Below are 26,263 nucleotides of genomic sequence, written 5' to 3'. Positions count from 1 at the left end.
AGCGCGTTACAATCGACCGAAACATTGAACGGATTTCCATGATCTTGTCCTTGAAGCTGTTTTCGAAGCGCCCGGCCACCGCTTCTATCCAGCCCGCAGCGCCTGCCGCCAGGAAGCGCGCGCTGCCGGTCCGCCGCCTGCTCGGCGCGGCAGTCCTCGCAGCCTGGGCGCTCGCCGTGCATCCCGCCTACGCGCAAGACCCGTCGTCCAGTTCGGACGACAACTCGGTCTCCGCGCCGGACATGTTCGCGCCGGCGTCGGCCGACGAAAAAAAGGATCTGCCTGACGTTCCGCTGACGAGCCAGATCGTCTTCCAGGTGCTGGCCGCTGAGATCGCGTTGCAGCGCGACCAGCCGGCGCCCGCGTATCAGACATACCTCGCGCTTGCTCGCGACACGCACGATCCGCGCATGGCGCAGCGCGCCGCCGAGATCGCGCTGACGGCGCAGAGCCCGTCCGACGCGCTCGCCGCCGCGCAACTGTGGCAGCAGTACGCGCCGAGCTCGGAGCGCGCGGCGCAGCTCGACGCCTCCTTGCTCGTGCTGTCCGGCAAACCCGACGACGCTGCCCCGCTGCTCGCGCGCGAACTCGCGAAAGTGCCGGCGGACAACCGCGGCACCGCGCTTCTCGCGCTGCAAGTGCTGATCTCGCGCGGACCGAACCGGGTCGGCGGCCTGCATGTGCTGCAGGACTTGTTGAAAAACGATCTCGACCGCCCGGAAGCGCAACTCGCTATCGGCCGCCAGCAACTCGTCGCCGACGACCAGCCCGGCGCACGCGTCTCGCTCGAGCAGGCGCTCAAGCTCAAGCCCGACTATCTGCCGGCTGCGCTTACGCTTGCGCAAATGGGGCCGCAGGAGCGCAACGAAGGGATTGCCTCGTTCGAGAAATACGTCCAGCAGAATCCCAAATCGCACGATGCACGGCTGGCGCTTGCGCAGCTGTATCTCGCAAGCGATCGCCTTGACGACGCGCAAAAGCAATTCGAAATCATGCGCGCCGACAACCCGAAAGACCTGACCCCGCTAATGGCGCTCGGTCTCATCAAGGTCCAGCAGAAGAAATACGACGACGCTCAAAAGTATCTGTCGCAATACGCGCAGCTCGCGGAGAAAACGGCCGGCGCGGATGCCGGCCAGGCATACATCTACCTGGCGCAACTGTCGCTCGAGCAGAAGAACGACGCGGCCGCGAGCCAATGGCTCGACAAGATCCCGCGTACGAGCCAGCAGTACATGCCAGCCCAGATCACGCGCGCTCAACTGCTCACGAAGCAAGGCAAGACGGACGATGCGCGCAAGCTGCTCGCAGGCCTTCAGACATCGGACCCGCACGATCAAGCGGTCATCGTCCGCACCGACGCCGCGATCTTGTTCGATGCCAAGCGCTACCAGGAAGCCGAGGCGCGCCTGCAGCAAGCCGCGCAGGCCTTCCCCGACGATCCGGACATCCTGTACGACTACGCGATGGCAGCCGAAAAGAACGGCCACTATGACCTGATGGAGACGCAGCTGCGCCAGCTGATCCGCGCCCAGCCGGACAACCCGCAGGCATACAACGCGCTCGGCTATTCGCTCGCCGATCGCAACCAGCGCTTGCAGGAAGCCGACAAGCTGATTGAAAAAGCCTCGGCGCTTGCACCGAACGACGCCTTCATCATGGACAGCCTCGGCTGGGTCAAGTACCGCATGGGCGAAACCGCCGATGCCACGAAGCTGCTGCGCAAGGCGTACACCCTGCAGCCGAACGCGGAGATCGGCGCGCACCTCGGCGAAGTACTGTGGAAAACCGGTGAGCAGGAACAAGCGCGCGCCGCGTGGCGCGACGCCCGCAAGCTCGAGCCCGACAACGACACGCTCGTCAAAACGCTCAAGCGCCTCCAGGTGAACGATCTCTGATGGCTCCACGCTTTACCCTCGGCACCGCTGCGAGCTGGCGCGGCGCGGCGTTCGCGCTGGCGTCGGCTGCGGCCGTTGCGCTCGCAGGCTGCTCGGTCACGCCGGTGCGCGGGCCGTCGATGTCCAACGCGGCCACCGAGCTCTCGACGCAGACTACCCGCGCGTACCACGGCCGCTTCGCGATTCAATACGTCGACCAATACGGCAAGCAGCGCAACGCCTACGGTAATTTCGATTGGCAAGAGCACGGCGACACCGTAACGCTGCAGTTGCTCAACCCGCTTGGACAGACGCTTGCGATCGTCACGTCGTCGCCTGCCTCGGCGACGCTCGAGCTGCCGAACCGCCAGCCGCTCACTGCCGACAACGTCACCACGCTGATGCAGAACGCGTTGGGATTCGCGTTGCCGGTCGAAGGGTTGCGCTATTGGCTGCAGCCGTCACCGGCCCCCACGTCGCGGGCGGCGACCGTGCCCGATCCGCAGCAGGAAACGCGCTTGAAGGAGATCGACCAGGACGGCTGGACGATCAACTATCTCGCGTACGCCGATGCGCCCGCCACGGGCGTCAAACGCGTGAATCTGTCGCGGCAGGACCCGCCGCTCGACATCAAGCTCGTGCTCGACCAATGAGCGCGAGCCCGGCCTCGCGCGTCATGGCATTTCAATGCAAACCGCTGCTTGATTCCAAGGCCTTTCCGGCCGCTTTTTCCGTATAGCGCATGATCGAAACGAACCAGTCCCTGCGGGATTGCTTGGCTCCGGCGAAGCTCAATCTTTTCCTGCACATCACCGGCCGCCGGCCCGACGGCTATCACGCCTTGCAGACGGTCTTCCAACTGCTCGACTGGGGTGACCGCCTGCACTTCACCTTGCGCCACGACGGGCGCATTCACCGCAAGACCGACGTTCCGGGCGTGCCCGAAGAAAGCGATCTCGTCGTGCGCGCGGCCGCGCTCCTCAAAGCGGAGACGGGCACCGGCGCGGGCGTCGACATCGAGATCGACAAGCGCCTGCCGATGGGCGCGGGCCTCGGCGGCGGCAGCTCCGACGCGGCGACGACGCTGCTCGCGCTGAACCGGCTCTGGAAGCTCGATTTGCCGCGCAGCGTGCTGCAAGGACTCGCGCTGCAGCTGGGCGCGGACGTCCCGTTCTTCGTCTTTGGAAAAAATGCGTTCGCGGAGGGTGTCGGAGAAGCGCTTCAGGCTGTACAATTGCCGCCGCGTTGCTTCCTTGTGGTGACGCCGAGGGTGCATGTTCCGACTGCGGCGATTTTTTCCGATAAATCGTTGACAAGAGATTCAAAAGCCCTCACAATTACGGACTTTCTTGCACAACATAGTTGCAGCGAAAATTGGCCAGACGGTTTCGGCCGAAATGACATGCAGCAAGTTGTCGTGGGGAAATACGCGGAAGTTGCCCGGGTGCTCGAATGGTTTTCCAACGTCGCTCCCGCGCGGATGACCGGTTCCGGATCTAGCGTTTTCGCAGCGTTTCGAACCATCGGCGAAGCAGAGGCCGCACAGGCCAAACTGCCTCAGGATTGGGCGAGCGCAGTGACAGCAAGTCTGGACACCCATCCACTCTTCGCTTTCGCTACATAGGTTTCGCATCATCGGGATGTCCTACACACCCGGTGAAGCTCAAAGTTAGTGTAGGGGAGTCGCCAAGTTGGTTAAGGCACCGGATTTTGATTCCGGCATGCGAGGGTTCGAGTCCTTCCTCCCCTGCCAAAATTTCTCGCATTTCCCGCCTCCCGTTGAAGCAGGTGCATGATGAGCAGCCATGACGGCCTGATGGTTTTTACTGGCAACGCGAATCCCGCGCTCGCTCAGGAAGTCGTCAAAATCCTCGGCATTCCCCTCGGCAAAGCGATGGTCAGCCGTTTCTCGGACGGCGAGATCCAAGTCGAGATTCAGGAAAACGTGCGCGGCAAGGACGTCTTCGTCCTCCAATCCACGTGCGCGCCGACGAATGACAACCTGATGGAGTTGATGATCATGGTCGATGCGCTCAAGCGCGCATCCGCAGGCCGGATCACCGCTGCCATCCCCTACTTCGGCTATGCGCGCCAGGATCGCCGTCCGCGTTCGGCGCGCGTCGCGATTTCGGCGAAGGTCGTCGCGAACATGCTGGAGATTGCCGGCGTCGAGCGGATCATAACGATGGATCTGCACGCCGACCAGATTCAAGGCTTCTTCGACATTCCCGTCGACAACATCTACGCAACGCCCGTTCTCCTCGGCGACCTGCGCAAGCAGAACTATGAAGATCTGCTCGTCGTATCGCCGGACGTCGGCGGCGTGGTGCGCGCCCGGGCGCTCGCGAAGCAGCTGAACTGCGATCTCGCGATCATTGACAAGCGCCGCCCGAAGGCGAATGTCGCCGAGGTGATGAACATCATCGGTGAAGTCGAAGGCCGCACCTGCGTGATCATGGACGATATGGTCGACACCGCCGGTACGCTCTGCAAGGCAGCGCAAGTGCTGAAGGAGCGTGGCGCGAAGCAGGTATTCGCATATGCGACGCATCCGGTGCTGTCGGGTGGCGCAGGCGAGCGCATCGCCGGTTCGGCGCTCGACGAGCTCGTCGTCACCGATACGATTCCGCTCAGTGACGAAGCGCGCGCCTGCGCGAAGATCCGCTCTCTGTCGTGCGCGGGGCTGCTTGCCGAAACGTTCTCGCGGATTCGCCGCGGCGATTCGGTGATGTCGCTGTTTGCCGAAGCTTGAAGCAAAAGTAGCGTCGAATTTAAGTATTCGCCGGCGGCGTTGCCTGATGCAATGCCGTCAGCACAATCGGCCTGAGCCAATGTCGGTTCAGGCCGCAATCCAGGGCCAGCGCGATGAGCGTGCAGGCCCTTCGTTTTTACTGCCTGGTCGCGGGCAGTGTATGGAGAAAAACATGAAAGTCGTCGCTTTCGAGCGCAATCTGCAAGGTACGGGTGCGAGCCGCCGCCTGCGTATTTCCGGCAAGACCCCGGGGATCGTGTATGGCGTCGGCGCCGAGCCGCAACTGATCGAACTCGATCACAACGCACTGTGGCACGCCCTGAAGAAGGAAGCGTTCCACTCGTCGATCCTCGACCTGGAAGTGGCCGGCAAGTCGCAGCAGGTTCTGCTGCGTGACGTGCAATACCATCCGTTCCGCCAGCTCGTGCTGCACGTGGACTTCCAGCGTGTCGACTCGAACAAGAAACTGCACACGAAGGTCCCGGTTCACTTCATGAACCAGGAAACCAACCCGGCCGTGAAGACCGGCGGCGCAATCATCGCCCACGTCGTGAACGAAGTCGAAATCGAGTGCCTGCCGGCCGACCTGCCGGAATTCGTCGAGCTCGACCTGGCGAAGATCGAAGCCGGCCAGTCGCTGCATGCCAAGGACATCACGCTGCCGAAGGGCGTGTCGCTGGTTGCTCACGTCGAAAGCGAAAACCCGGTGATCGCATCCGCGGCGATCCCGGCTGGCGCTGTCGCAGCAGAAGGCGAAGCTGCTGCCGAAGGCGAAAAGCCCGCTGCATAAGCGCTGACACAATCGGTATCCTCTCGATCCGTTTCAACGAAACGGTCGACGTGACCCGCCGCGGCTTGCCCGGCGGGTTTTTTTTCGGCTTTACCGCATCGAGCGGCTTCGTGGCCGCCACAGAAGAACCATGATCAAGCTGATCGTCGGGCTCGGCAATCCGGGCGCCGAATACACCGCGACGCGCCACAACGCCGGCTTCTGGCTCGTTGATCAACTGGCGCGCGAAGCAGGCGCGACGCTGCGCGACGAGCGGCGTTTTCACGGTTTCTATGCGAAGGCGCGGCTGCATGGCGAAGAGGTGCATCTGCTGGAGCCGCAGACGTATATGAACCGCTCGGGCCAGTCGGTCGTCGCCCTGGCGCATTTCTTCAAGATCCTGCCCGACGAGATCATCGTCGCGCATGACGAGCTCGATCTGCCGCCGGGCGCGGTGAAGTTGAAGCTCGGTGGCGGCAGCGGCGGACACAACGGGCTCAAGGACATTTCCGCTCACCTTTCGTCACAGCAATACTGGCGGCTGCGGATCGGCATCGGCCACCCCCGCGACTTGATTCCCGAAGCGGCACGCGCCGGCGCGAAGCCGGATGTCGCGAACTTCGTGCTGAAGCCTCCACGCAAGGAAGAACAGGACGTGATCGACGCCGCGATCGAACGCTCGCTCGCCGTCATGCCGCACGTCGTCAAAGGCGAACTCGAGCGCGCGATGATGCAGCTGCATCGCAATGCCTGACGAGCGGCAAGCCAACGATTGAAGTCCGTACCTCGCAACGGTAAATAAAGGAGCCACGCTTGAGCCGCTACTGGAGCGACATCGTTCAGCAACTCACCCCCTACGTGCCCGGCGAGCAGCCCGTGCTCGCACACCCGGTCAAGCTGAACACCAACGAGAGCCCCTGCCCGCCGTCGCCGCGCGTCGTCGAGGCGATCCGGAGTGAACTCGGCGACAACGGCGAATCGCTGCGCCGCTATCCCGATCCGACCGCGCGCAAGCTGCGCGAAACGGTGGCCGCACATCACGGCATCTCTGCCGACCAGGTGTTTGCCGGAAACGGCTCGGACGAGGTTCTCGCACATGTCTTCCTGGCTCTGCTCAAGCACGACAAGCCGATTCTCTTCCCCGATATCACGTACAGCTTCTATCCGACGTACGCGCGTCTTTACGACGTCGCCTACCGGGCCGTGCCTGTCGACGATGCGTTTGCGATTCGCGTCGACGACTACTTCGCGCCGAACGGCGGCCTGCTGATCGCGAATCCAAACGCGCCGACCGGGCACGCGTTGCCGCTCGCGGACATCGAACGGCTGGTGGCGGGCAATACGGAGTCGGTGGTGGTCGTCGACGAGGCGTATGTCGATTTCGGCGCGCAGTCCGCGGTGTCGCTGATCGCGAAGTACCCCAACCTGCTCGTCGTGCATACCACGTCGAAATCGCGTTCGCTCGCGGGCATGCGGGTAGGCTTCGCGTTCGGAAACGCCACGCTGATCGACGCGCTGAACCGCGTGAAGGACAGCTTCAATTCGTACCCGCTCGATCGGCTCGCACAAGCCGCGGCGCAGGCCGCTTACGAGGATGACGCGTGGTTCCGCGCAAGCTGCGCGCAAGTGATCGCGAGCCGGGAGCGTTTGTCGGCGGGATTGAGGGAGCTGGGCTTCGTCGTCGTGCCGTCGGCGGCAAACTTCGTGTTCGTGTCGCACCCGGCGCATGACGCCGGGCGACTGGCCGCGCAACTGCGTGAGAAGGAAATCATCGTGCGGCATTTCAAGCTGCCGCGAATCGACGCGTACTTGCGCATTTCGATCGGCACCGATGCCGAATGCGCAGCGCTTCTCGAAGCGCTGCGCGTGTACGTCGGATAAATCCACCATGCTGAATCAGCGGCACGCAACGCGCGAAATCGCGTGCGTGCCGTTCAACCCGCCTGTGCCGCCAAGGCACGGACTGCACTGCGTGTTGAACTACCCGCCCTTCGCCGCCTGCAGCGCGTGATACTTCGCCATCAATTGCCCGGGCGTCTCGGCATGCTGCGGGTCGCGCGGAATGCACTCGACGGGACACACCTGCTGACATTGCGGCTCATCGAAATGGCCGACGCATTCGGTGCACTTGTTGGGGTCGATCACATAGATTTCCGGGCCCATCGAAATTGCGTCGTTCGGGCATTCGGGCTCGCAGACGTCGCAATTGATGCACTCGTCGGTAATCATCAAGGCCATACTTCACTCACTAAAACACACCGGGCCACACCAGATTTTCGCCCATTTTCCGCCAAAGCCCGCAGGCCGGCTATGGCTACGCTCAGGGCTGCGCGGCGGACGGCGTCGCCATTTCGGCAACCTTGTCCTTCAGCCATTTCTCGACCGACGGAAACACGAACTTGCTGACATCGCCGCCCAACTGTGCGATTTCGCGCACGATCGTACCCGAAATGAACTGGTACTGATCGGACGGCGTCATGAACATCGTCTCCACGTCGGGCAGCAGGTAGCGGTTCATCCCGGCCATCTGGAACTCGTACTCGAAGTCCGACACCGCGCGCAGCCCCCGCACGATCACGCGCGCGTTATTGCTGCGCACGAAATCCTTCAAGAGCCCCTTGAAGCTCATTACCTGCACGTTCGGATAGTGGCCCAGCACTTCGCGCGCAATGTCGAGACGCTCCTGGAGCGAAAAAAACGGCTTCTTGGCGCGGCTGTCGGCGACGCCGACGACCAGCGTGTCGAATATGCTCGACGCGCGCCGCACGAGGTCCTCGTGACCGCGAGTCAAGGGGTCGAACGTACCCGGGTACACGGCGACTACCATTGAGCATCTCCTCTCATCATGCAAATTGGGGTGCGGGCTCGCGAAGGCGTGCCGCCGCCCGCGCTGGCGCAAGTAGCGGGAAATCGCCCCGCAGATGGCCGCCCCGCGCCTCTTTTGGAACGCGCATTATTCATCATTTTGGCGCTGCAGCAAATGATAATGGACCGCCCCTGCCTTGCCGTGGCGCAGGAGCGCCCAGCCAGTGAGCGCGGCCATTTCGCCCAGCTCGAGCGGCGAGCCCGATTCGACGTACAGAAAGCCATTCTCGCTGACGAGCGGCGCGGCCAGCTCGATCGCGCGGCCAAGTATGTCGTCGCCGAACGGCGGGTCTAGGAAAACCACGTCGAATGAGCCCGGCGCGAGGCTGGCCGCAAGACGCAGCGCGTCCGCTTCGGCGATCTCGATCGATTGCGCGCGCAGGCGCGATTGGTTGGCGCGCAACTGTTGCGCCGCGCGAGCATTGCGCTCGACCATGACGACACGCGCCGCGCCGCGCGACGCCGCTTCGAAGCCGAGCGCCCCGCTGCCCGCGAACAAATCGAGGCAATGATGGCCGTCGAGACGCTGGCCGAGCCAGTTGAAGAGCGTCTCGCGCACACGATCGGGTGTCGGCCGCAGGCCGTCGAGATCGAGCACGGGCAGCGGGGTGCGTTTCCAGTCGCCGCCGATGATGCGGATCGTGTGCGGTTTGCCGCGGCCGGACGTCACGGCCGCCGCGCGAGAAGGGGAAGAACGGGACATGCAGATTCTGATTGGAGAGGGAGTTTCCACGCGGCGCAAACGCCGGGTGCGGACAAGACAGTCAACGTTACCACAGCGTCGCCCGAGCGTTGCCGGGGCGGTCCCGCTGCATGCCCCTCTTCTCGCCCCGCCACCGCAAAGCACCCCCTGATAAAATAGCGAGCTTCGAGCCTCATCCGGCAGTTCGCGACCGCGCGTCGCCGCTCGCTGCCCGGCGCCCGCCTGGCTCAAGCGCACTCACCACCACCGATCATGTTCAGCTTCTTCAAACGATTCAAGGGTTCGAAAGCACCCGAAACCGCGCAGGACGAATCTCAAGACACCCGGGAAGCCGTCGCCGAGCAGGCCGACGCTCCGGCTGCGCCATCGAGCCGCGCGACATCCGAGCCGCCGGGCGAGACTGCGTCCGGCGACGACCTGCACGATCTATCCGAGATCGAAGCCGAAACGGTGCTCGAGACCGTCGAAATCGTTCCGCCGCCTGCCCCCGAGCCTGCCGCCAAGAAGTCCTGGATCGACCGCCTGAAGTCGGGCTTGTCGAAAACGAGCGCGGGGCTGACCGGCATCTTCGTCGGCACGAAGATCGACGAAGACCTTTATGAAGAACTGGAAACCGCGCTCCTGATGTCGGACGCGGGCGTCGAGGCGACCGAGCATCTGCTCGGGGCGTTGCGCGAAAAGGTCCGCGCCGATCGTCTCACCGATCCGATGCAGGTGAAGGCCGCGTTGCGCACCCTGCTCGTCGACCTGCTGAAGCCGCTCGAAAAATCGCTGATGCTCGGCAGCGCGCAGCCACTCGTGATGATGATCGCGGGCGTCAACGGCGCGGGCAAGACCACGAGCATCGGCAAGCTCGCCAAGCATTTGCAGCGTTTCGACCAGTCGGTGCTGCTCGCCGCCGGCGACACGTTCCGCGCCGCCGCGCGCGAGCAGCTCGCGATCTGGGGCGAGCGCAACAACGTAACGGTCGTCGCACAGGAAAGCGGCGATCCGGCAGCGGTGATCTTCGATGCGGTGAGCGCGGCGCGCGCGCGCAAGATCGACGTGCTGATGGCCGACACGGCCGGCCGCCTGCCGACCCAGTTGCATCTGATGGAAGAGCTGCGCAAGGTGAAGCGCGTGATCGGCAAGGCGCTCGACGGCGCGCCGCATGAAGTGCTGCTCGTCATCGACGCCAACACCGGCCAGAACGCACTCTCCCAAGTGAAGGCGTTCGACGACGCACTCCAGCTGACCGGCCTCATCGTGACGAAGCTCGACGGCACCGCGAAGGGCGGCATCCTCGCCGCGATCGCGCGTCAGCGGCCGGTGCCGGTGTACTTCATCGGCGTGGGCGAGAAGGTCGAGGACTTGCAGCCGTTCAACGCCGAAGAGTTCACGGACGCGATGCTCGGCTGATAGCCGGCGCTCCGCCGGAAACGACAAAGGCCAGTTCTGCGCGAACTGGCCTTTTTTCATGCCGCCGCGAAACGTGGCGTTACCTGGCGGCGACGAGCCTGAAAACGCCTTACTCCGCGTCCGGCTGCTGCCCTGGCGAGGCACGCTTGAACGCGTCGAACTGCATCGCGTGATCGTAGATGCGCTGGATCGTCGGATAGCGCTGCGTATCGATATTGAAGCGCTGTGCGTTGAATACCTGCGGCACAAGGCACACGTCGGCGAGCGTCGGCGCATCGCCGAAGCAGAACGCACCAGTACGCGCATCGCTCGCGAGCCGCCCTTCGAGCGTGCCGAAGCCGGCTTCGATCCAATGCCGGTACCACGCGTTCTTCGCCTCTTCTTCGACCTTGAGCCCGTGCTTCAGATACTTCAGTACGCGCAGGTTGTTGATCGGATGAATCTCGCACGCAATCTGCAGCGCAAGCCCGCGCACGTATGCGCGATCGATCGGCGAGCGCGGCAAGAGCGGCGGGTTCGGATGTGTCTCATCGAGATATTCGACGATCGCGAGCGACTGCTGGAGCACGGCATCGCCATCGACGAGCGTCGGCACAAGCGCATCCGGATTCAGCTGCCGATACTCGGGCGTCAATTGCTCGCCGCCCGAACGCAAGAGATGGATCGGCACATACTCATACGGCAGGTTCTTCAGATTCAGCGCAATGCGCACGCGATACGACGCCGAGCTGCGGAAATAGCTGTATAGCTTCATCGAGTCTCCTGTCGACCGCAGTTAGCGCTTTAGCGCTTACTGCGGTCCCATGCTGAGGTTGGCTGGAGTTAGCGCTTCAGCGCTTACTCCAGGCCCTAAGCGAATAATCGCGCGCTCAGACGACGCGTACGCTGAAGTCATCAAGACCGTCGATCCCGCCCTTCATCAAGTCACCCTTGATGACCGGCCCGACACCTTCAGGCGTCCCCGTGAAAATCAGGTCGCCAGATTTCAGCTCGAACAGCGTCGACAGATACGCAACCGTCTCCGCCGTCGACCAGATGAGCTGCGACACATCGGAGCGCTGCTTCTCCTCGCCGTTGACGGTGAGCCATATCGCGCCACGATCGATGTGCCCGACCTTCGACACCGGATGAATCGGACCGAGCGGCGCCGAATGATCAAACCCCTTCGCGGTATCCCACGGGCGTCCGAGCTTTTTCGCTTCGGCCTGCAGGTCGCGGCGCGTCATGTCGATACCGAGCGCATAGCCGTAGACGTGCTCGAGCGCCCGCTCGACGGGGATATCCCTGCCCGCCTTGCCGATCGCCGCGACGAGCTCCATCTCGTAGTGGACGTTCTTCGATCGCGGCGGATACGGAAACTCGCCGGTCGCGCCGGGCGCGACATACAGCACTGCATCGGCCGGCTTGCCGAAGAAGAATGGCGGTTCGCGATCGGGATCGTGTCCCATCTCGCGCGCGTGCGCCTCGTAGTTGCGGCCGACACAGTAGATGCGGCGCACCGGGAACCGATTGCCGGACCCGGCCGACCCGGCAATAGGCACCGCGACGATCGGCGCGGGCTCGAACACGTAGCTGCTCATCCTGTTCTCCGTCTTTGCTCTTTTTTCAATCGATGACTGCCGCACGAACCATTACGGCGAAAGAGCAAGTGTATAGCGCAACGCCACCCGCGCGTTGCTCGTGCCCGACCAGGCCTCCCGGCACGCCCTTGGACCGACGGATATCATCTCGGCCACCGCAGCCCCACGCTGCCCGAAGCTTGCGCGATCCGGTCAAATGCGGTACTCAATGGACTTCCCGCACAATGCCAAAACGCTGCGGTCGATCACATGCACCACTTCGGCCGCGCCCACCGCCTCTCAACCCATGAACGACACCGCTCTCGCCTCCTCCCCATTCCCGTGCGCCCGCTTCATCAAGGAAATAGGCCGCGGACCGAACGGAGCCCGGGCGCTGTCCGCCGAAGATACGTTTGCGCTCTATAGCGCGATGCTCGATGGCCGCGTGAACGATCTCGAGCTCGGCGCGATCCTGCTCGCCTATCGCGTGAAGGGCGAGACCGCCGACGAGCTGGCCGCGATGCTGGCCGCCGCGCATGCGTCGTTCGATCCGGTGCACGTGAACGACAGCGCGCATTGCGCGGTCTCGATCCCGAGCTACAACGGCGCGCGCAAACAGCCAAACCTCGTGCCGCTGCTCGCGCTCCTTCTCGCGCGCGAGGGCGTGCCGGTGCTCGTACACGGCATCACCGCCGACCCTGGGCGCGTGACGAGCGCCGAGATCTTCGCGCAGCTCGGCATCGAGCCCGCCCGCTCGCACGGCGAAATCGAAGGCGCGCTCGCCCGCCGCCGCATCGCGTTTGCGCCGATCGGCACGCTCGCGCCGAAGCTCTCTCGTTTGCTCGCGCTGCGGCAGATCATGGGCGTTCGCAATTCGACTCACACACTCGTCAAGATCCTCCAGCCCTTCGCACCAGCGGGCCTGCGGCTCGTGAACTACACGCATCCGCCGTATCGCGAAAGCCTGACGAAGCTGTTCAGCGACCACCCGGACGCAGCCGCGGGCGGCGCACTGCTCGCGCGCGGCACGGAAGGTGAAGCAGTCGCCGACACGCGCCGCCAGGTGCAGATCGACTGGCTGCACGATAGCGTTTGCGAAGTGCTCGTCGCCCCTGAGCGATCGTCGCCCGACGCCCCTGTCGTCGACCTGCCCGAAGCGCGCGATGCCGCGACGACGGCGGCCTGGATCGAATCAGTGCTGCGCAGCGAAACGCCGGTTCCGGCAGCCGTCGCCAAGCAGATCGAGGTGATCACCGGCATCTCGAAACGCCCAATCTGAACAGGCCCCGATTCGACCGGAGATTTTTTCGAGACGAATCAAACGGTTGACACACTGCAGCACGCTGACATAAAGTGCGCTTCATGTGTTCCTTCCCGAACTCCCTCCGAATTACTTCCGGCCGCCTAGCGCGGTCGCTATCGCTACGTCTAGCGTAAGCAAGGCGTAGCGCCGCGCACCTCCTGCGCGGTCCTCCCAGCAGTTTCTCCGCGGTTTCCGTTTCACCCCAAACGCAGTCCCTTTACAACCTGTAGTCGTCAGCATTCGGCCGAATACCGTTCGGACGATTCGCGAGAGCCGCCGCTACGCAACCTTGTTGCGATGCACCGGCAGAGTCGGCCAGCCGCCGGCCCTCCGCCTCCCGCAGACGACCTGATGAACGAGGCTCACAATGCTCCGCAACCCTGCCGAAAAATACCGTCCGTTCCCGTCTGTGCGTTTGACCGGCCGAAAATGGCCAAGCCGAACGATCGAGCGCGCGCCCATCTGGATGAGCACCGATTTGCGCGACGGCAATCAATCCCTGATCGAACCGATGACCATCGCGCAGAAGCTCGAATTCTTCGAGATGCTCGTCGCGATTGGCTTTAAGGAAATCGAGGTTGGGTTCCCCTCCGCATCGCAGACCGACTTCGATTTCGTGCGCAAGCTGATCGAGGAAAACCGCATTCCCGAGGACGTCACGATCGAAGTGCTCGTCCAGTCGCGCGCGGACCTGATCGCGCGCACGTTCGAGGCGCTCGAAGGCGTGCCGCGCGCGATCGTCCACCTCTACAACGCGATTTGCCCGTCGTTCCGGCGCATCGTGTTCGACGCATCGAAGGACGAAGTCAAGGCGCTCGCCGTCGAAGGCACGCGGCTCATCAAGGAGCACGCGGCAAAGCGCCCCGGCACCCATTGGACCTACCAGTACTCGCCCGAGACGTTCAGCATGACCGAGCTGCCGTTCGCGCGCGAAGTCTGCGACGCCGTCGCGCAAGTCTGGCGGCCCACGCGCGATCACAAGATGATCGTCAACCTCCCGGCGACCGTCGAAGCCGCGACGCCAAACGTGTTCGCCGACCAAATCGAATGGATGGACCGCAACCTCGGCTATCGCGACAGCATCGTGCTGTCGGTGCATCCGCACAACGATCGCGGCACAGCCGTAGCCGCCGCCGAGCTCGCGCTGCTCGCGGGCGCGGATCGCATCGAGGGGTGCCTGTTCGGCAACGGCGAGCGCACCGGCAACGTCGACCTCGTCACGCTCGCGATGAATCTCTACACGCAGGGCATCGACCCGGGCCTCGACTTCTCGGACATCGACGCCGTGCGCCGCGTCGTCGAGCGCTGCAACCAGATTCCGGTCCATCCGCGTCACCCGTATGCGGGCGACCTCGTCTTCACGGCATTCTCGGGCTCGCATCAGGACGCCATCCGCAAAGGCTTCGCGCAGCAAAAAAGCGACGCGATCTGGGAAGTGCCCTATCTCCCGATCGACCCCGCCGATCTCGGCCGCAGCTATGACGCGGTGATTCGCGTGAACAGCCAGTCGGGCAAGGGCGGCTCGACCTACTTGCTCGAGCGCGGCTTGGGCTTCACGCCGCCGCGCCGCGTGCAGATCGAGTTCAGCCATGCGGTGCAGGAGATCGCCGATCAGTCCGGCGAAGAGGTGACGGGCGAGGCGATCTGCACCCTCTTCGCGCGCGAATATTTCGAAACGCGCGGCCCGGCTGCGCGCGTTGGCACGACGGCGGTGCATTGGCAGCACCGCGAGGTCGCGAGCGCGGCCCCTGGCGCAGGAAACGTAGACGGTGAAGCGCGCGCCCATGCCATCGCGAGCGCGTTCACAGGGGCTGCGGGCCAGTCCGTGGAGGTGTCGTCGTTCGAGAGCGCGCGGGCGGAGGATGGGCGCACGGCAGTGTTCGTCGGGTGCCGCGTCGGCCAGCAGACGCTGCGCTACGGCGTCGGCGTGCACGAAGACGCGACGATTGCGGTAGTAGACGCCGTCATTAGCGCGGTGAATCGCGCCGACTGGAGCGCCGGCAACGAGCGGGCCGCGGCGTAGTCACACGGCAATCAGGTGGTTCCAGGCAATACAGGCGGCAGGCGGTGCGATCTGCCCGCCGGCGCAACATGCCGGCGGGCGGGTAACGGATCAGGGACGCGCAACACGCCCCATGCAGCAATAGCGATCCAAAAAGCAACGCGGTCCAGAAGACCGCTTTCCGAGCGAGCGCACACCCCGAGCTACTCGACAGCGCACCGCGTCGCCTGCCACGCGACGAGCCGCCACTGCCCGTCCTGCTGCGTCTGGATCGACGTGTAGGCAATCGGAAACAGCAGCGCGCCGTTGTTCGCCTCCATTTCGATCAGGACGCGCCCCGTCACGACGCACGTCTCGCGCCCGATGAGCACGATGTCCTGCGATTGGATCTCGATTTGCCGATAGCGGCGGCGGCCCGCCGTGATGGCGTCGATGAACTGCTGCTTCGTCTCGCGCTTGCCGTTCGTATGAACGAAGCTCACATTCTCGGAGAGCAACTCTTCGAGTATCTGACCATTGCCATCGACCATCGCGCGAAACCGGTCGCGCTCCAGCACGCGAATCGCCTCGATCACTTTTGCCGCCATCGCTCAGCTCCCATACATCGAGGCGCCGCACCGCGGCCACGCTCGTCAGAAGTTGTATTGCAGATATAGCTGGCTGAAATTTATACCAGGATTTGGCCGTTTGATATCAGCGTTCGACAGATGCTGGAAGCGGAACCCGGTCACATACTGCTGGCGGCTGCCGAACTGCGCTCCGATGCCGACCATGTCGGCGAACTGGAACGCGGTGGAGAGCGTATAGGTGCTCGAGATGGTCGGGTGCGAGAGGAGCCGAACGCCGACACCCGCTTCGAAGAACGGCCGGATCGCACCGGAATCCTTGATGAAGCGGAACACCGGCGTGGCCCCCACTTCGTAGATGTTGCTATGGATGTTGGCGTTGGACGCGTGCCAATAGGCAAGATGCGCTTCGCCGACCACCGTGAAGTGGAAACCGCCGATGTACCACCAGGTGAGGTTCGGATCCCAGACAAATCCGAGGTCGGCTTTTTTCACGTCGTGGTCGGCGATTCCGCCGCCGACCTGCACGCCGAACTGGTCGGCCGACGCCGAGGCTCCCACGCCGCCAAGGGCCAGAAGCAGTGTCCCCTTGAGAGCCCATCCGCTCCGCCAAGGCTTTTTATTGTTCATCGAATACTCCAACTAATTAATCAGTCGAACATTCGTGCCGACGGTTGCCGCGGCGACGGTTTCCAATGGAAATCGATCTTATGTTAAAGGAAATTTCAAAATTGCGTCATTTTAGGAAATTACTTCCTTTCGATGTCGAAAAAGTCAGCAGCCTTTGCCAACTGCCGGCCCATGCCTCCCCAATTTGCCCGGTGCACCGATCGCCGCAATCCGGTGTAACATCAGCTATCAGATTTCGAATTTTGATAGGAACTCCAGAACCCCTACTCCATCTAAGTATTAGCACTCGGTGACCTGGAGTGCTAACATCCAGCGTGGAGTCTTTTCTGAGTAAGCATTTGTCTGATTCCAAAGGAGTTTCGTCCGTGAGCAATGCCATGACCCTTCCGAACGCACTGAGCCCGGCGCCCGCTAAGGCCGCGTCGGCAGGTGCGCTGACGCTCGCACAATCCTCGATGCTGCCCGGCCAGCTCGGCAACATCGACGCCTATATCCAGGCCGTCAACCGGATTCCGATGCTGAGCGCCGCGGAAGAACGTCAGTTCGCCACCGAATTCCGCGAGCAGAACAACCTCGAGTCCGCGCGCAAGCTAGTCTTGTCGCATCTGCGGCTCGTCGTGTCGATCGCCCGCAACTACCTCGGCTACGGCCTGCCGCACGCCGACCTGATCCAGGAAGGCAACATCGGGCTCATGAAGGCGGTAAAGCGCTTCGATCCCGAACAGAATGTGCGCCTCGTCTCGTACGCCATTCACTGGATCAAGGCCGAGATCCACGAGTACATTCTGCGCAACTGGCGCATGGTGAAAGTCGCCACGACCAAGGCTCAGCGCAAGCTGTTCTTCAACCTGCGCAGCCACAAGCAGGGCCTGCAGTCGCTCACGCCGGAAGAAATCGACGGCCTCGCCAAAGAGCTGAATGTGAAGCGCGAGGAAGTGACGGAGATGGAAACGCGCCTCTCAGGCGGCGACATCGCGCTCGAAGGCCAAGTCGACGACGGCGAGGAATCGTTCGCGCCGATCGCCTATCTCGCCGACTCGCACAATGAGCCGACGTCCGTGCTCGCGTCGCGTCACCGCGACAAGCTGCAGACCGATGGCATCGCCCAGGCGCTCGACTCGCTCGACGCCCGCAGCCGCCGCATCATCGAGGCACGCTGGCTGAACGTCGAGGACGACGGTTCGGGCGGCTCGACGCTGCACGAGCTCGCGGACGAATTTGGCGTGTCGGCCGAGCGCATTCGTCAGATCGAAGCGAGCGCGATGAAAAAGATGCGCACCGCACTGACTGCGTATTCATAAGAAGCTGCCGCCCTGCGCCTGAACAGGTGCATTACCGGACGATAGAGAGCCCGCCCTCGAAAGACGGCGGGCTCTTTTTCGTGTCGACCCGAGTTAGCGCTTTAGCGTGTCGGCTGGAGTTAGTGCTTCAGCACTTACTCCGGCCCCATGCAGAGCCTTACCCGGATCCCATGCAAAGCCCCGCTTTCCAAGCGTTGGACCAAACGAGTCATTGCGCTGCGACAACGTTATCGAAAAAACAGCAATAACTCCGAAAGTGTCGCGACGGTTTGTCGCATCCACGTCTTAAGGGTTATCCTCCGCCTATCGTAATATTCCTAACGGTTTAGCCGTATCTGTCAGTAAACATATCTTGCGCGGTTTAAATAATTGCGAGCGGCATTTGGCAATTTCGATTGCAAAGGCAGTGCAACATCGTCCCCAAACAATCATGACCACCACCTTCGTCAAGAAAAATACGCCGCCTAAAGGGCCTCCGGGGCGTCGTGGCATCAAGGCGCGTATCTCCACCTGGGTGCATGGCCCGACGCTCGCACGCGACATCGCCGTCGTACTGGCGATCAAGTTCGTGCTCCTGATCGCGCTCAAATACGCTTTCTTCAACCACCCGCAGGCGGAAGGGATGTCCATGCCTCCCGCCGAAGTCGCACGGGCGCTGCTCGCCGTGCCGGCGCCCCAATCGTCCCAAGGAGCCCAACATGCTCAGCAGTGAAGTCGTCGACCTCTCGCGGCTGCAGTTCGCCGTCACGGCGCTGTATCACTTTCTGTTCGTGCCGTTGACGCTCGGCCTGTCGTGGCTGCTCGTCATCATGGAAGCGGTCTACGTGATGACCGGCAAGCAGGTCTACAAGGACATGACCCAGTTCTGGGGCAAGCTCTTCGGGATCAACTTCGCGATGGGCGTGGTCACCGGCCTCACGCTCGAGTTCCAGTTCGGCACGAACTGGTCGTACTACTCGCATTACGTGGGCGACATCTTCGGCGTGCCGCTCGCCGTCGAAGGGCTGATGGCCTTCTTCCTCGAATCGACCTTCGTCGGCCTGTTCTTCTTCGGATGGAACCGGCTGTCGCGGGTTCAGCACTTGATCGTCACGTTCCTCGTCGCGCTCGGCTCCAACCTGTCGGCGCTGTGGATTCTCGTCGCCAACGGCTGGATGAACAATCCGGTCGGCGCCGAATTCAACTACGAAACGATGCGCATGGAGCTGACGAGCCTGTTCCAGGTCGTCTTCAATCCGGTCGCGCAGGTGAAGTTCGTGCACACGGTGTCGGCGGGCTATGTGACAGCGTCGATGTTCGTGCTCGGCATCTCGTCGTGGTACCTGCTCAAGAGGCGCGACACGCAGTTCGCGCTGCGCTCGTTCGCGATCGCCGCGGGCTTCGGCCTCGCCTCGACGCTCTGCGTGATCGTGCTCGGCGACGAATCCGGCTACAACACGGGCGAAGTGCAGAAGGTCAAGCTGGCTGCGATCGAATCCGAATGGGAGACGGCGCCCGCACCCGCGCCGTTCACGCTGATCGGCATCCCGAACCAGGAAGCGCAGCGCACTGACTACGCCATCCGCATCCCCTACGCGCTCGGAATCATCGCGACGCGTTCGATCGACGAGCAGGTGATGGGGCTCAAGGACCTGATCGCGGAGAACGAAGGCCGCATCAAGAACGGCATGATCGCGTACGGCGCGCTGCAGAAGATCAAGGAAGGCGACACGAGCGACGCCACGCGAGCCACCTTCGACAAGTACAAGGACGATCTCGGTTTCGGCCTGATGCTCAAGCAGTTCACGCCGAAGGTGATGGACGCCACGCCGGGCCAGATCCAGGAAGCGGCGAAAGCGACGATTCCGCCGGTCGCGCCGGTGTTCTTCTCGTTCCGCTTGATGGTCTGCCTCGGCGTCCTGCTCCTCGGGACGTTCCTCATGGCGTTCTGGTTCTGCGCGCGGCGCACGCTCCTGCAGCCGAACCGCCGCTGGTTCCTGCGCTGGGCCGTGTGGGCGATTCCGCTGCCCTGGGTCGCCGCGGAATTCGGCTGGATTGTTGCCGAGCTCGGCCGCCAGCCGTGGACGATCGCGGGCATCCTGCCAACCCATCTCTCCGCATCGAGCCTTTCCGCTTCGGACCTGTACCTGAGCATCGCCGGCTTCGTGGTGTTCTACACGGCGCTCTTCGTCATCGAGATTACGCTGATGTTCAAGTACGCGCGCCTTGGTCCGTCGTCGTTGCATACGGGCCGCTACCACCATGAGTTGAGCGAACAGGAGCGCGCCGCGCTGTCGGGCCGCACGACGGCCTGACGCAGATCCTCGACTGAAGGAACACGCGAACCCGCGACTCTAACCAAGGGAAAGAATCATCATGGATTACGCAACCCTCAAGCTCATCTGGTGGGTGTTGATCGGCGTGCTGCTGATCGGCTTCGCGCTCACCGACGGTTTCGACATGGGCGCCGCGATACTGCTGCCCTTCATCGGCAAGACCGACGAGGAGCGCCGCATTGTCGTGAACACGGTCGGCGCGACCTGGGAAGGCAACCAGGTGTGGCTCATCACCGCGGGCGGAGCGATGTTCGCCGCCTGGCCGCTCGTCTATGCGGCGTCGTTCTCGGGCTTCTACTTCGCGATGCTGCTCGTGCTGTTCACACTGTTCTTCCGGCCGGTCGGCTTCGACTACCGCAGCAAGCGCGCCGATCCGCGCTGGCGCAACGCGTGGGACTGGGCGCTCTTCGTTGGCGGTTTCGTGCCGGCGCTCGTGTTCGGCGTCGCGTTCGGCAACCTGCTCGAAGGCGTGCCGTTCTCGTTCGACAGCGAGTTGCGCGTCACCTATCACGGCGGCTTCTTCGCGCTGCTCAATCCGTTCGCGGTGCTGTGCGGGCTCGTCTCCGTCGCGATGCTGGCGGCGCACGGCGCGGCGTTCGTCAAGATGAAGACCGACGGCGCGATCGCGCGCCGGGCGTCCATCGCGTTGCGCATCGCGTCGCTCGCGGCGGTCGTGTGCTTCGTGATCGCGGGCATGCTGGTGGCGACGGTGATCGGCGGCTATCTGATCACGAACCCGGCACCGCTCGACGCCGTCGCGAACCCGCTGCTCAAGAACGCCGAAGCCGGCGCAGGCATGTGGCTCGCGAACTACACGCTCTACCCATGGATGATCGCGGCGCCTGTCGCCGGCATCCTGGGTGGCCTGCTGGCGCTCTTGCTGGCCGGCTCGCGGCACGAGAAGACCGCGTTTGTCTCGACCGGGCTGATGATTGTCGGCGTGATCCTGACCGCGGGCTTCTCGATGTTCCCGTTCATCATGCCGTCGTCGCTCGATCCGAAGAGCAGCCTCACGGTGTGGGATTCCACTTCGAGCCGCCTGACGCTGGAGATCATGCTCGGCGCGGTGATCGTGTTCCTGCCGATCGTGCTGCTCTACACCGGCTGGGCGTATCGCGTGATGCGCGGCAAGGTCACGCATCAGGCGCTCGAGCAGAACAAGCACTCGATGTATTGAAGCGGCGGCGCGCAGCCCGGTTGCTGCGCGCGCGCCAGGATCAGATGGGGCCAGAGTAAGCGCTAAAGCGCTAACTCTGGCCGACACAGGAGTCGACCATGTGGTACTTCAGCTGGATTCTCGGCATCGGCGTCGCGCTCGCGTTCGGCGTCATCAACGTGATGTGGCTCGAGTCGGAGTACGAATCCGACACGGCCAAGCGCAAAACGAAATGAACGATGGCAAGGCGTTGAAATGGTCTTACCAATAAAAAGACCCTCGTTAAATGCGAGGGCCTCTTTACTTACTTATCAAAATTTTTGACGGCGAGCCTGAAACAATCAGGCAAATTAATTCAGCGATCGAAATTCATTGCGATTCGATAAATCCCATAATGCGGCGATTTCGTTAATCGCGCTGCGCCGGATAATCATCGATATCAAGGCGTTCCGCCCGGCAGCCGCCACGCAGAACGCCTCTTTTCACCGCCCCGCCGCCTCTTGGCGCCTGGGGCGGATCACATCATGCCGGCTGAGGCGCTGCGCCGCCGCCCGCCGACGGCAAGCGCGCCGACAGTTGCTCCTCATAGCGCTTGGCCGCCTGGCCGCAGACGATGTGGAACGTCTCCGCCGACACCCAAGCGACGTCGAGCGACGCGAGGCGCGGACGATCCACCGCCGACGGATCGCGCACCACGACTCGCAGACGAGTCGCCGCCACGGCGTCGAGCGATACGACGTTGGTGCCGCCGCCGAACACGGCGAGCCAGCGCGCCGGCTCCGGATCGAGCGGGCCCGCTTCTGACGCTGCCACAGGCGCTACCGCTGCAGCGGTCGCCGCCGCCTTGGCGCCACCCGCGGAGGTCGCAGCCGCTCCCGCGTCGCCGCTTGCGAGCGCCGTGCGAATCTCGTCGGCGATGATGTCCGCTTCCGGTCCGATGATCACCTGCACCGCGCCCGCACCACGCTTGAGCACGCCGCGCGCGCCGATCGTCTTCAGATCGGCCTCCGACACCTTGGCCGAATCCGCCACCGTCAGGCGCAGACGCGTCGTGCAGGCATCGACGAGCGTCAGGTTCGCGGCGCCGCCGAGCGCCGCGATATAGCGCTGGGCGCGCGGCACGGCCGCGCTGGCGGACGGCGCGACAAAGCCGCCCGACGCGAACGACTCGGCCTGCGCTTCGGCCGCGGCCGGCTCGCGGCCCGGCGTCGCCATGTTGAACTTGCGAATGAAGAAGCGGAACAGGCCGTAGTAGGCGACCGCATAGGCCAACCCGATCGGAATCGCGAGCCAGCCCTTGGTCGACAGGCCGTAGTTCAGCACATAGTCGATCGCGCCGGCCGAGAACGTGAAGCCGAGGTGAACGCCGAGCACCCAGCAGATCGCGAGCGACAGCCCCGTCAGCACCGCGTGAATCGCGTAGAGCACCGGCGCGAGGAACATGAAGCTGAATTCGATCGGCTCGGTCACGCCGGTCAGGAACGACGTCAGCGCCATCGAGAACAACAGGCCGCCAACCATCGCACGGCGCTCCTTCGGCGCTTCATGCAGCATCGCGAGACAGGCCGCCGGCAGGCCGAACATCATGATCGGGAAGAAGCCCGTCATGAAGCCGCCCGCGGCCGGGTCGCCCGCGAAGAAGCGATGCAGGTCGCCCGTCACCGCCGCGCCGCCGCCCGCCGGCGTGAACGTGCCGAACACGAACCACGCGAGCGAGTTGAGGATGTGGTGCAGCCCCGTGACGAGCAACAGCCGGTTCAGCACGCCGAACACGAACACGCCGATCGCGCCCGCCGTGGTGAGCCAGTGGCCGGCCGAGTCGATCGCTGCCTGCACGGGCTGCCAGACGTAGCCGAACACGATGCCGAGCACGACGCAGACGAGCCCCGTGACGATCGGCACGAAGCGTTTCCCGCCGAAAAAGGCGAGATAGTCGGGCAATTTGATGTCTTTGTACTTGTTGTAGAGCATCCCCGCGACGACGCCCGCGATGATCCCCGACAGCACGCCCATGTTGAGCTTGTCGTTGATGTCCTTCATCACCGCGATTTCGACGAGGTAGCCGATCGCCCCCGCCAGCGCCGCCACGCCGTTGTTGTCCTTCGCGAAACCCACCGCCACGCCGATTGCGAACAGCAATGGCAGATTGTCGAAGATCGCGCCACCCGCATCCGCGATCATCTTGATGTTCAAAACGTCAGACTGGCCGAGCCGCAGCAGAATGCCTGCGACCGGCAGCACCGCAATCGGCAGCATCAGCGCGCGCCCTAGGCGCTGCACTTTCAAAAATGGATTCGCGTCCATTGATTCCTCCAATCCTATGTGGGTCTCGTCGTTGAATCGTTGAGTCGTCTGCTCTACTTGGATCGTGCGATTTCCGGCCGGACCAACCCCGATCGCGGGCAAACACCGGCCCTGCCCCAAGGCTTCTCACGGCCTTGGGGAGCACGGCGCGATGCGCGCCCGGTTCAGGAAACGCTCAGTCGAGCGGCCAGATTTCGCGGCTTGCTGCTCTTACCGCCTGTGCCGAGTCGAGCGCCAGGGCATCCTGGGCGCGCTGGCGGCACAGTTGATAATCGAGACGGCGCACACGCGCCTTGATGCCCGGCACGGAGACCGGGTCCACCGACAATTCGGTCACGCCGAGGCCGACGAGCAGCGGCACCGCGAGCGGATCGCCCGCGAGCGCACCGCACACGCCGACCCACTTGCCGTGCTTCGCCGCGCCCTTCACCGCGGCGTCGACAAGGCGCAGGACCGCCGGGTGCAGGCCGTCCGCCTGGGCGGCGAGATCGGGCTGGCAGCGGTCCATCGCGAGCGTGTATTGCGTGAGGTCGTTGGTGCCGATCGAGAGGAAGTCCGCATGCTGCGCGAGCTGGTCGGCGAGCAGCGCTGCCGACGGCACTTCGATCATCACGCCCACCTCGATCGGATCGGTTCGGCCGGCGGTGCGCGCGAGCTCGCCGATGCGCTTTCTCAGCCGCACGAGTTCGCCCGAATCGGTCACCATCGGCAGCAGGATGCGCACGGCGCCATGCGGCTGGACCGCGATGAGGCCGCGCAGCTGATCGTCGAGCAGATCGGGGCGGACTTGCGCGAGGCGGATGCCGCGCAGGCCGAGCGCCGGGTTCGGCTCGGGCGGCAGCGTCAGGTAGTCGACTTCCTTGTCCGCGCCGACGTCGAGCGTGCGGATGATCGCCGTGCGCCCGGCGAGCGCATCGACGATCGACTGATAGCTTTGGCGATGCTCGTCGACGGTCGGGGCCGCCTGACGGTGGATGAAGAGCAACTCGGTGCGCAGCAGGCCGACGGCGTCAGCGCCGTTTTCGACGGCGGTCTTCGCATCGTCGAGCGTCGCGATGTTGGCGGCGACTTCGATCGCGCGGCCATCGCACGTCACGGCAGCTTCCTGCGAGGTGCGGCGGTTCGCTTCGCGCACGCCGGCCAGGCGCTGGCGCTCGTGGCGCGCACGCTCGATGTCGAGCTCGGTCGGCGCGTATTCGAGGCGCCCTGCGCTCGCATCGACGACCACCTGCGTGCCTTCGGGCACCGCATGCAGCGCATCGCCGATCGCGACCAGCGCCGGAATCCCGATCTGCCGCGCGATGATCGCCGCATGCGAGGTCGCGCCGCCACCCGCCATCAAGAGCGCCGTCACGCGCGTGCGGCCCAGCGAAGAGAGATCCGACGGCGTGAATTCCTGCGCGGCCAGCACCGTTTCATCGGGCAGCGTGCGCACCGTCGTGCTCGAGTAGCCGAGCGCGCGCAGCACGCGCTTTTCGATGTCGCGCAGATCGGCCGCACGCTCGGCGAGCAGCATGTCCTCGACTTTCATGAGAAGCGCGATCTGCGCACGGATCGCTTCACGCCACGCGAAGCCCGCGCTCTTGCCGAGGCTGATGAGGTCGCGCGCGGCGTCGACGAGCGTCGGGTCTTCGAGCAGCACGCGGTGCACGGCGAAGATGCCCGCTTCGCCGACCGCGCCGCGTTGCGACGCATCGCGCACTGTCGTGTTCAATTCCGCGTCGACGGTGGCGAGCGCCTTGTCGAGCAGGCGGCTTTCCGACGCCGGCGTGCCGCTCGCGGCTTCGGGCGGCGCCAGCTCGGCGTCGTCCCAGCGCACGAGCTTGCCGACCGCGATGCCGGGTGCGGCGCATACGCCCGCCAGCGTGTTCGGGTCCAGAGGCGCGCCCGTCTGGCGCACGGCCTGGACCGGCGCAGGCGAACCCGCGCGCGCCGGCTTCTCTTCGAGTTCGCCATGCACCTCGCGCAGCAGCTCGCGCGCGACCGCATCGAGCGCCTGCACGGCTTGCGGACCGACGGCGAGGATCTCGACCGTCGCGCCCTCTCCGGCGCCGAGGCCGAGCAAGCCGACGACGCTCTCGATCAGCGCGCGCTTGCCGTCATAGCGCACCTCGACGCGTGCATCGAGCCCGCGTGCCGCTTCGCGCGCCCGCGCCGCCGGCCGTGCATGCAGGCCGCCAGCCTGCGAGAGCGTGATCTGACGGCGCGCTTCGTCTTGGACGATCGAGGCGGCGTCGATGGCATGCGTCTCGACTCCGGCCTTCGCGCGCAGCACGAGCAGCCGGGTCTCGCCCGCCTTCGCGAGCCCGCTGCCCGCGCGCTCGACGACATCGAACTTGTCCGAATTCGCGATTGCCACCACCGACACGAGGCTATGCGCCGATTGCGCGATGAGGTCCTGGTCGAACTCGATCAGCACGTCGCCGGCGCGCACCTGCGCGCCTTGCTCGACCATCGGCGAGAAGCCCTTGCCGTTCAGCTCGACCGTATCGATGCCGATGTGCAGCAGCACCTCGGCACCCTCGCGCGTCGCGATGGTCGCCGCGTGGCCGGTGCGGGCGAGATGCATGACCACACCGTCGCAGGGCGCGACGAGCTTGCCTTCGAGCGGATCGATCCCGATCCCGTCGCCGAACATGCCGCCCGAGAACACCGGGTCCGGCACGTCCGCAAGCGGCACGACCGGACCGGTCAGCGGCGCCAGCAAGACGATCTGGTCTTGGGAATGGCTCATCAAACGGGACTCCTCGACACGTTCCATCC

At 64.1% G+C, this 26,263-nt stretch carries 24 protein-coding genes and 1 tRNA gene; 16 read left to right on the top strand and 9 right to left on the bottom strand.

Going from position 1 to position 26,263, the window contains the following annotated elements; genetic code table 11:
• The first annotated feature begins 38 nt into the window (after positions 1-38).
• The 8 genes from FAZ69_RS11850 to hisC all read left to right on the top strand — a co-directional run bounded on the left by FAZ69_RS11850 (position 39) and on the right by hisC (position 7,279).
• A complete protein-coding gene (locus tag FAZ69_RS11850; protein WP_136894535.1) occupies positions 39-1,898 on the top strand; it encodes a tetratricopeptide repeat protein in 1,860 nt (619 codons plus the stop codon).
• Positions 1,898-2,530 carry a lipoprotein insertase outer membrane protein LolB gene (gene lolB / locus FAZ69_RS11845; RefSeq protein ID WP_136894533.1) on the top strand — a complete coding sequence of 211 codons (633 nt, stop codon included), beginning with the start codon at positions 1,898-1,900 and terminating at the stop codon, positions 2,528-2,530. Before FAZ69_RS11850 ends, lolB begins: the two co-directional genes overlap by 1 nt.
• A gap of 89 nt (positions 2,531-2,619) precedes the next feature.
• Entirely contained in the window at positions 2,620-3,501 is an 882-nt protein-coding gene (ispE, locus tag FAZ69_RS11840) for a 4-(cytidine 5'-diphospho)-2-C-methyl-D-erythritol kinase (protein WP_136894531.1), read from the top strand.
• Positions 3,502-3,553: 52 nt separating this feature from the next.
• Positions 3,554-3,630: transfer RNA gene (locus FAZ69_RS11835), tRNA-Gln, on the top strand.
• Between the two features lie 42 nt (positions 3,631-3,672).
• Positions 3,673-4,629: a ribose-phosphate pyrophosphokinase gene (locus FAZ69_RS11830; RefSeq protein ID WP_136894962.1), complete on the top strand. Its 957-nt coding sequence runs from the start codon at positions 3,673-3,675 to the stop codon at positions 4,627-4,629.
• Positions 4,630-4,801: 172 nt separating this feature from the next.
• Complete coding sequence (locus FAZ69_RS11825) at positions 4,802-5,419, top strand: 50S ribosomal protein L25/general stress protein Ctc (protein WP_136894529.1); 618 nt, start codon at positions 4,802-4,804, stop codon at positions 5,417-5,419.
• A 130-nt stretch (positions 5,420-5,549) separates the two neighbouring features.
• Positions 5,550-6,152: an aminoacyl-tRNA hydrolase gene (pth, locus tag FAZ69_RS11815; RefSeq protein WP_136894527.1), complete on the top strand. Its 603-nt coding sequence runs from the start codon at positions 5,550-5,552 to the stop codon at positions 6,150-6,152.
• Between the two features lie 59 nt (positions 6,153-6,211).
• A complete protein-coding gene (gene hisC, locus FAZ69_RS11810) occupies positions 6,212-7,279 on the top strand; it encodes a histidinol-phosphate transaminase (protein WP_136894525.1) in 1,068 nt (355 codons plus the stop codon).
• Between the two features lie 99 nt (positions 7,280-7,378).
• On the opposite strand, the gene FAZ69_RS11805 is transcribed toward hisC, so the two are convergent.
• The 3 genes from FAZ69_RS11805 to rsmD all read right to left on the bottom strand — a co-directional run bounded on the left by FAZ69_RS11805 (position 7,379) and on the right by rsmD (position 8,966).
• Positions 7,379-7,636, bottom strand: coding sequence for a YfhL family 4Fe-4S dicluster ferredoxin (locus tag FAZ69_RS11805; protein WP_136894523.1), 258 nt, complete (start codon positions 7,634-7,636; stop codon positions 7,379-7,381).
• Positions 7,637-7,718: 82 nt separating this feature from the next.
• A complete protein-coding gene (gene coaD, locus FAZ69_RS11800; RefSeq protein ID WP_136894521.1) occupies positions 7,719-8,225 on the bottom strand; it encodes a pantetheine-phosphate adenylyltransferase in 507 nt (168 codons plus the stop codon).
• 126 nt (positions 8,226-8,351) lie between these two features.
• Positions 8,352-8,966, bottom strand: a complete 615-nt coding sequence (gene rsmD / locus FAZ69_RS11795) for a 16S rRNA (guanine(966)-N(2))-methyltransferase RsmD (protein ID WP_136894519.1) — start codon at positions 8,964-8,966, stop codon at positions 8,352-8,354.
• A 252-nt stretch (positions 8,967-9,218) separates the two neighbouring features.
• Here rsmD and ftsY point away from each other — a divergent pair, with 252 nt between their 5' ends.
• The gene (gene ftsY, locus FAZ69_RS11790; RefSeq protein WP_136894517.1) at positions 9,219-10,364 is read left to right on the top strand and encodes a signal recognition particle-docking protein FtsY; all 1,146 of its coding nucleotides are present in this window, start codon (positions 9,219-9,221) and stop codon (positions 10,362-10,364) included.
• 109 nt (positions 10,365-10,473) lie between these two features.
• On the opposite strand, the gene maiA is transcribed toward ftsY, so the two are convergent.
• Both maiA and FAZ69_RS11780 read right to left on the bottom strand, forming a co-directional pair.
• A complete protein-coding gene (gene maiA, locus FAZ69_RS11785; RefSeq protein ID WP_136894515.1) occupies positions 10,474-11,118 on the bottom strand; it encodes a maleylacetoacetate isomerase in 645 nt (214 codons plus the stop codon).
• 115 nt (positions 11,119-11,233) lie between these two features.
• Positions 11,234-11,944 (bottom strand): fumarylacetoacetate hydrolase family protein, encoded by a 711-nt coding sequence (locus tag FAZ69_RS11780; protein WP_136894513.1) that lies wholly within the window; start codon positions 11,942-11,944, stop codon positions 11,234-11,236.
• Between the two features lie 286 nt (positions 11,945-12,230).
• Here FAZ69_RS11780 and ybiB point away from each other — a divergent pair, with 286 nt between their 5' ends.
• Positions 12,231-13,202 (top strand): DNA-binding protein YbiB, encoded by a 972-nt coding sequence (gene ybiB, locus FAZ69_RS11775; protein ID WP_136894511.1) that lies wholly within the window; start codon positions 12,231-12,233, stop codon positions 13,200-13,202.
• A 391-nt stretch (positions 13,203-13,593) separates the two neighbouring features.
• Positions 13,594-15,249 (top strand): 2-isopropylmalate synthase, encoded by a 1,656-nt coding sequence (gene leuA / locus FAZ69_RS11770; RefSeq protein WP_136894509.1) that lies wholly within the window; start codon positions 13,594-13,596, stop codon positions 15,247-15,249.
• Positions 15,250-15,431: 182 nt separating this feature from the next.
• On the opposite strand, the gene FAZ69_RS11765 is transcribed toward leuA, so the two are convergent.
• Both FAZ69_RS11765 and FAZ69_RS11760 read right to left on the bottom strand, forming a co-directional pair.
• Complete coding sequence (locus FAZ69_RS11765; protein ID WP_136894507.1) at positions 15,432-15,815, bottom strand: nuclear transport factor 2 family protein; 384 nt, start codon at positions 15,813-15,815, stop codon at positions 15,432-15,434.
• Positions 15,816-15,860: 45 nt separating this feature from the next.
• Complete coding sequence (locus FAZ69_RS11760) at positions 15,861-16,424, bottom strand: acyloxyacyl hydrolase (protein WP_136894505.1); 564 nt, start codon at positions 16,422-16,424, stop codon at positions 15,861-15,863.
• A gap of 365 nt (positions 16,425-16,789) precedes the next feature.
• Here FAZ69_RS11760 and rpoH point away from each other — a divergent pair, with 365 nt between their 5' ends.
• The 5 genes from rpoH to cydX all read left to right on the top strand — a co-directional run bounded on the left by rpoH (position 16,790) and on the right by cydX (position 21,432).
• Complete coding sequence (rpoH, locus tag FAZ69_RS11755) at positions 16,790-17,725, top strand: RNA polymerase sigma factor RpoH (RefSeq protein ID WP_136894503.1); 936 nt, start codon at positions 16,790-16,792, stop codon at positions 17,723-17,725.
• Positions 17,726-18,155: 430 nt separating this feature from the next.
• Positions 18,156-18,437: a cytochrome oxidase putative small subunit CydP gene (gene cydP / locus FAZ69_RS11750; RefSeq protein ID WP_136894501.1), complete on the top strand. Its 282-nt coding sequence runs from the start codon at positions 18,156-18,158 to the stop codon at positions 18,435-18,437.
• Positions 18,424-20,019, top strand: coding sequence for a cytochrome ubiquinol oxidase subunit I (locus tag FAZ69_RS11745; RefSeq protein ID WP_136894499.1), 1,596 nt, complete (start codon positions 18,424-18,426; stop codon positions 20,017-20,019). Before cydP ends, FAZ69_RS11745 begins: the two co-directional genes overlap by 14 nt.
• A 61-nt stretch (positions 20,020-20,080) precedes the next feature.
• Positions 20,081-21,217, top strand: coding sequence for a cytochrome d ubiquinol oxidase subunit II (gene cydB / locus FAZ69_RS11740; RefSeq protein WP_136894497.1), 1,137 nt, complete (start codon positions 20,081-20,083; stop codon positions 21,215-21,217).
• Positions 21,218-21,315: 98 nt separating this feature from the next.
• The gene (gene cydX / locus FAZ69_RS11735; protein ID WP_136894495.1) at positions 21,316-21,432 is read left to right on the top strand and encodes a cytochrome bd-I oxidase subunit CydX; all 117 of its coding nucleotides are present in this window, start codon (positions 21,316-21,318) and stop codon (positions 21,430-21,432) included.
• A 286-nt stretch (positions 21,433-21,718) separates the two neighbouring features.
• Here cydX and nagE read toward each other — a convergent pair whose 3' ends face one another.
• Positions 21,719-23,500: an N-acetylglucosamine-specific PTS transporter subunit IIBC gene (nagE, locus tag FAZ69_RS11730; RefSeq protein WP_136894493.1), complete on the bottom strand. Its 1,782-nt coding sequence runs from the start codon at positions 23,498-23,500 to the stop codon at positions 21,719-21,721.
• Between the two features lie 175 nt (positions 23,501-23,675).
• Entirely contained in the window at positions 23,676-26,261 is a 2,586-nt protein-coding gene (gene ptsP / locus FAZ69_RS11725) for a phosphoenolpyruvate--protein phosphotransferase (RefSeq protein WP_136894492.1), read from the bottom strand.
• Between the last annotated feature and the right edge of the window lie 2 nt (positions 26,262-26,263).

The organism is Trinickia terrae, assembly GCF_005144415.1.
GTDB classification, from domain to species: Bacteria; Pseudomonadota; Gammaproteobacteria; order Burkholderiales; family Burkholderiaceae; genus Trinickia_A; species Trinickia_A terrae.
The sequence above is the reverse complement of the archived record's forward strand: the minus strand, read 5'-3'. Positions and strand labels throughout refer to the sequence as shown.

Coding starts and splice junctions, on each gene's coding strand:
- ispE (WP_136894531.1), top strand. CDS start 2,620: ATGATCGAAACGAACCAGTCCCTGCGGGATTGCTTGGCTCCGGCGAAG.
- rsmD (WP_136894519.1), bottom strand. CDS start 8,966: ATGTCCCGTTCTTCCCCTTCTCGCGCGGCGGCCGTGACGTCCGGCCGC.
- coaD (WP_136894521.1), bottom strand. CDS start 8,225: ATGGTAGTCGCCGTGTACCCGGGTACGTTCGACCCCTTGACTCGCGGT.
- cydB (WP_136894497.1), top strand. CDS start 20,081: ATGGATTACGCAACCCTCAAGCTCATCTGGTGGGTGTTGATCGGCGTG.
- FAZ69_RS11765 (WP_136894507.1), bottom strand. CDS start 15,815: ATGGCGGCAAAAGTGATCGAGGCGATTCGCGTGCTGGAGCGCGACCGG.
- ptsP (WP_136894492.1), bottom strand. CDS start 26,261: ATGGAACGTGTCGAGGAGTCCCGTTTGATGAGCCATTCCCAAGACCAG.
- FAZ69_RS11760 (WP_136894505.1), bottom strand. CDS start 16,424: ATGAACAATAAAAAGCCTTGGCGGAGCGGATGGGCTCTCAAGGGGACA.
- pth (WP_136894527.1), top strand. CDS start 5,550: ATGATCAAGCTGATCGTCGGGCTCGGCAATCCGGGCGCCGAATACACC.
- FAZ69_RS11745 (WP_136894499.1), top strand. CDS start 18,424: ATGCTCAGCAGTGAAGTCGTCGACCTCTCGCGGCTGCAGTTCGCCGTC.
- maiA (WP_136894515.1), bottom strand. CDS start 11,118: ATGAAGCTATACAGCTATTTCCGCAGCTCGGCGTCGTATCGCGTGCGC.
- nagE (WP_136894493.1), bottom strand. CDS start 23,500: ATGGACGCGAATCCATTTTTGAAAGTGCAGCGCCTAGGGCGCGCGCTG.
- FAZ69_RS11850 (WP_136894535.1), top strand. CDS start 39: ATGATCTTGTCCTTGAAGCTGTTTTCGAAGCGCCCGGCCACCGCTTCT.
- cydX (WP_136894495.1), top strand. CDS start 21,316: ATGTGGTACTTCAGCTGGATTCTCGGCATCGGCGTCGCGCTCGCGTTC.
- ftsY (WP_136894517.1), top strand. CDS start 9,219: ATGTTCAGCTTCTTCAAACGATTCAAGGGTTCGAAAGCACCCGAAACC.
- cydP (WP_136894501.1), top strand. CDS start 18,156: ATGACCACCACCTTCGTCAAGAAAAATACGCCGCCTAAAGGGCCTCCG.
- FAZ69_RS11805 (WP_136894523.1), bottom strand. CDS start 7,636: ATGGCCTTGATGATTACCGACGAGTGCATCAATTGCGACGTCTGCGAG.
- leuA (WP_136894509.1), top strand. CDS start 13,594: ATGCTCCGCAACCCTGCCGAAAAATACCGTCCGTTCCCGTCTGTGCGT.
- ybiB (WP_136894511.1), top strand. CDS start 12,231: ATGAACGACACCGCTCTCGCCTCCTCCCCATTCCCGTGCGCCCGCTTC.
- FAZ69_RS11825 (WP_136894529.1), top strand. CDS start 4,802: ATGAAAGTCGTCGCTTTCGAGCGCAATCTGCAAGGTACGGGTGCGAGC.
- lolB (WP_136894533.1), top strand. CDS start 1,898: ATGGCTCCACGCTTTACCCTCGGCACCGCTGCGAGCTGGCGCGGCGCG.
- FAZ69_RS11780 (WP_136894513.1), bottom strand. CDS start 11,944: ATGAGCAGCTACGTGTTCGAGCCCGCGCCGATCGTCGCGGTGCCTATT.
- FAZ69_RS11830 (WP_136894962.1), top strand. CDS start 3,673: ATGAGCAGCCATGACGGCCTGATGGTTTTTACTGGCAACGCGAATCCC.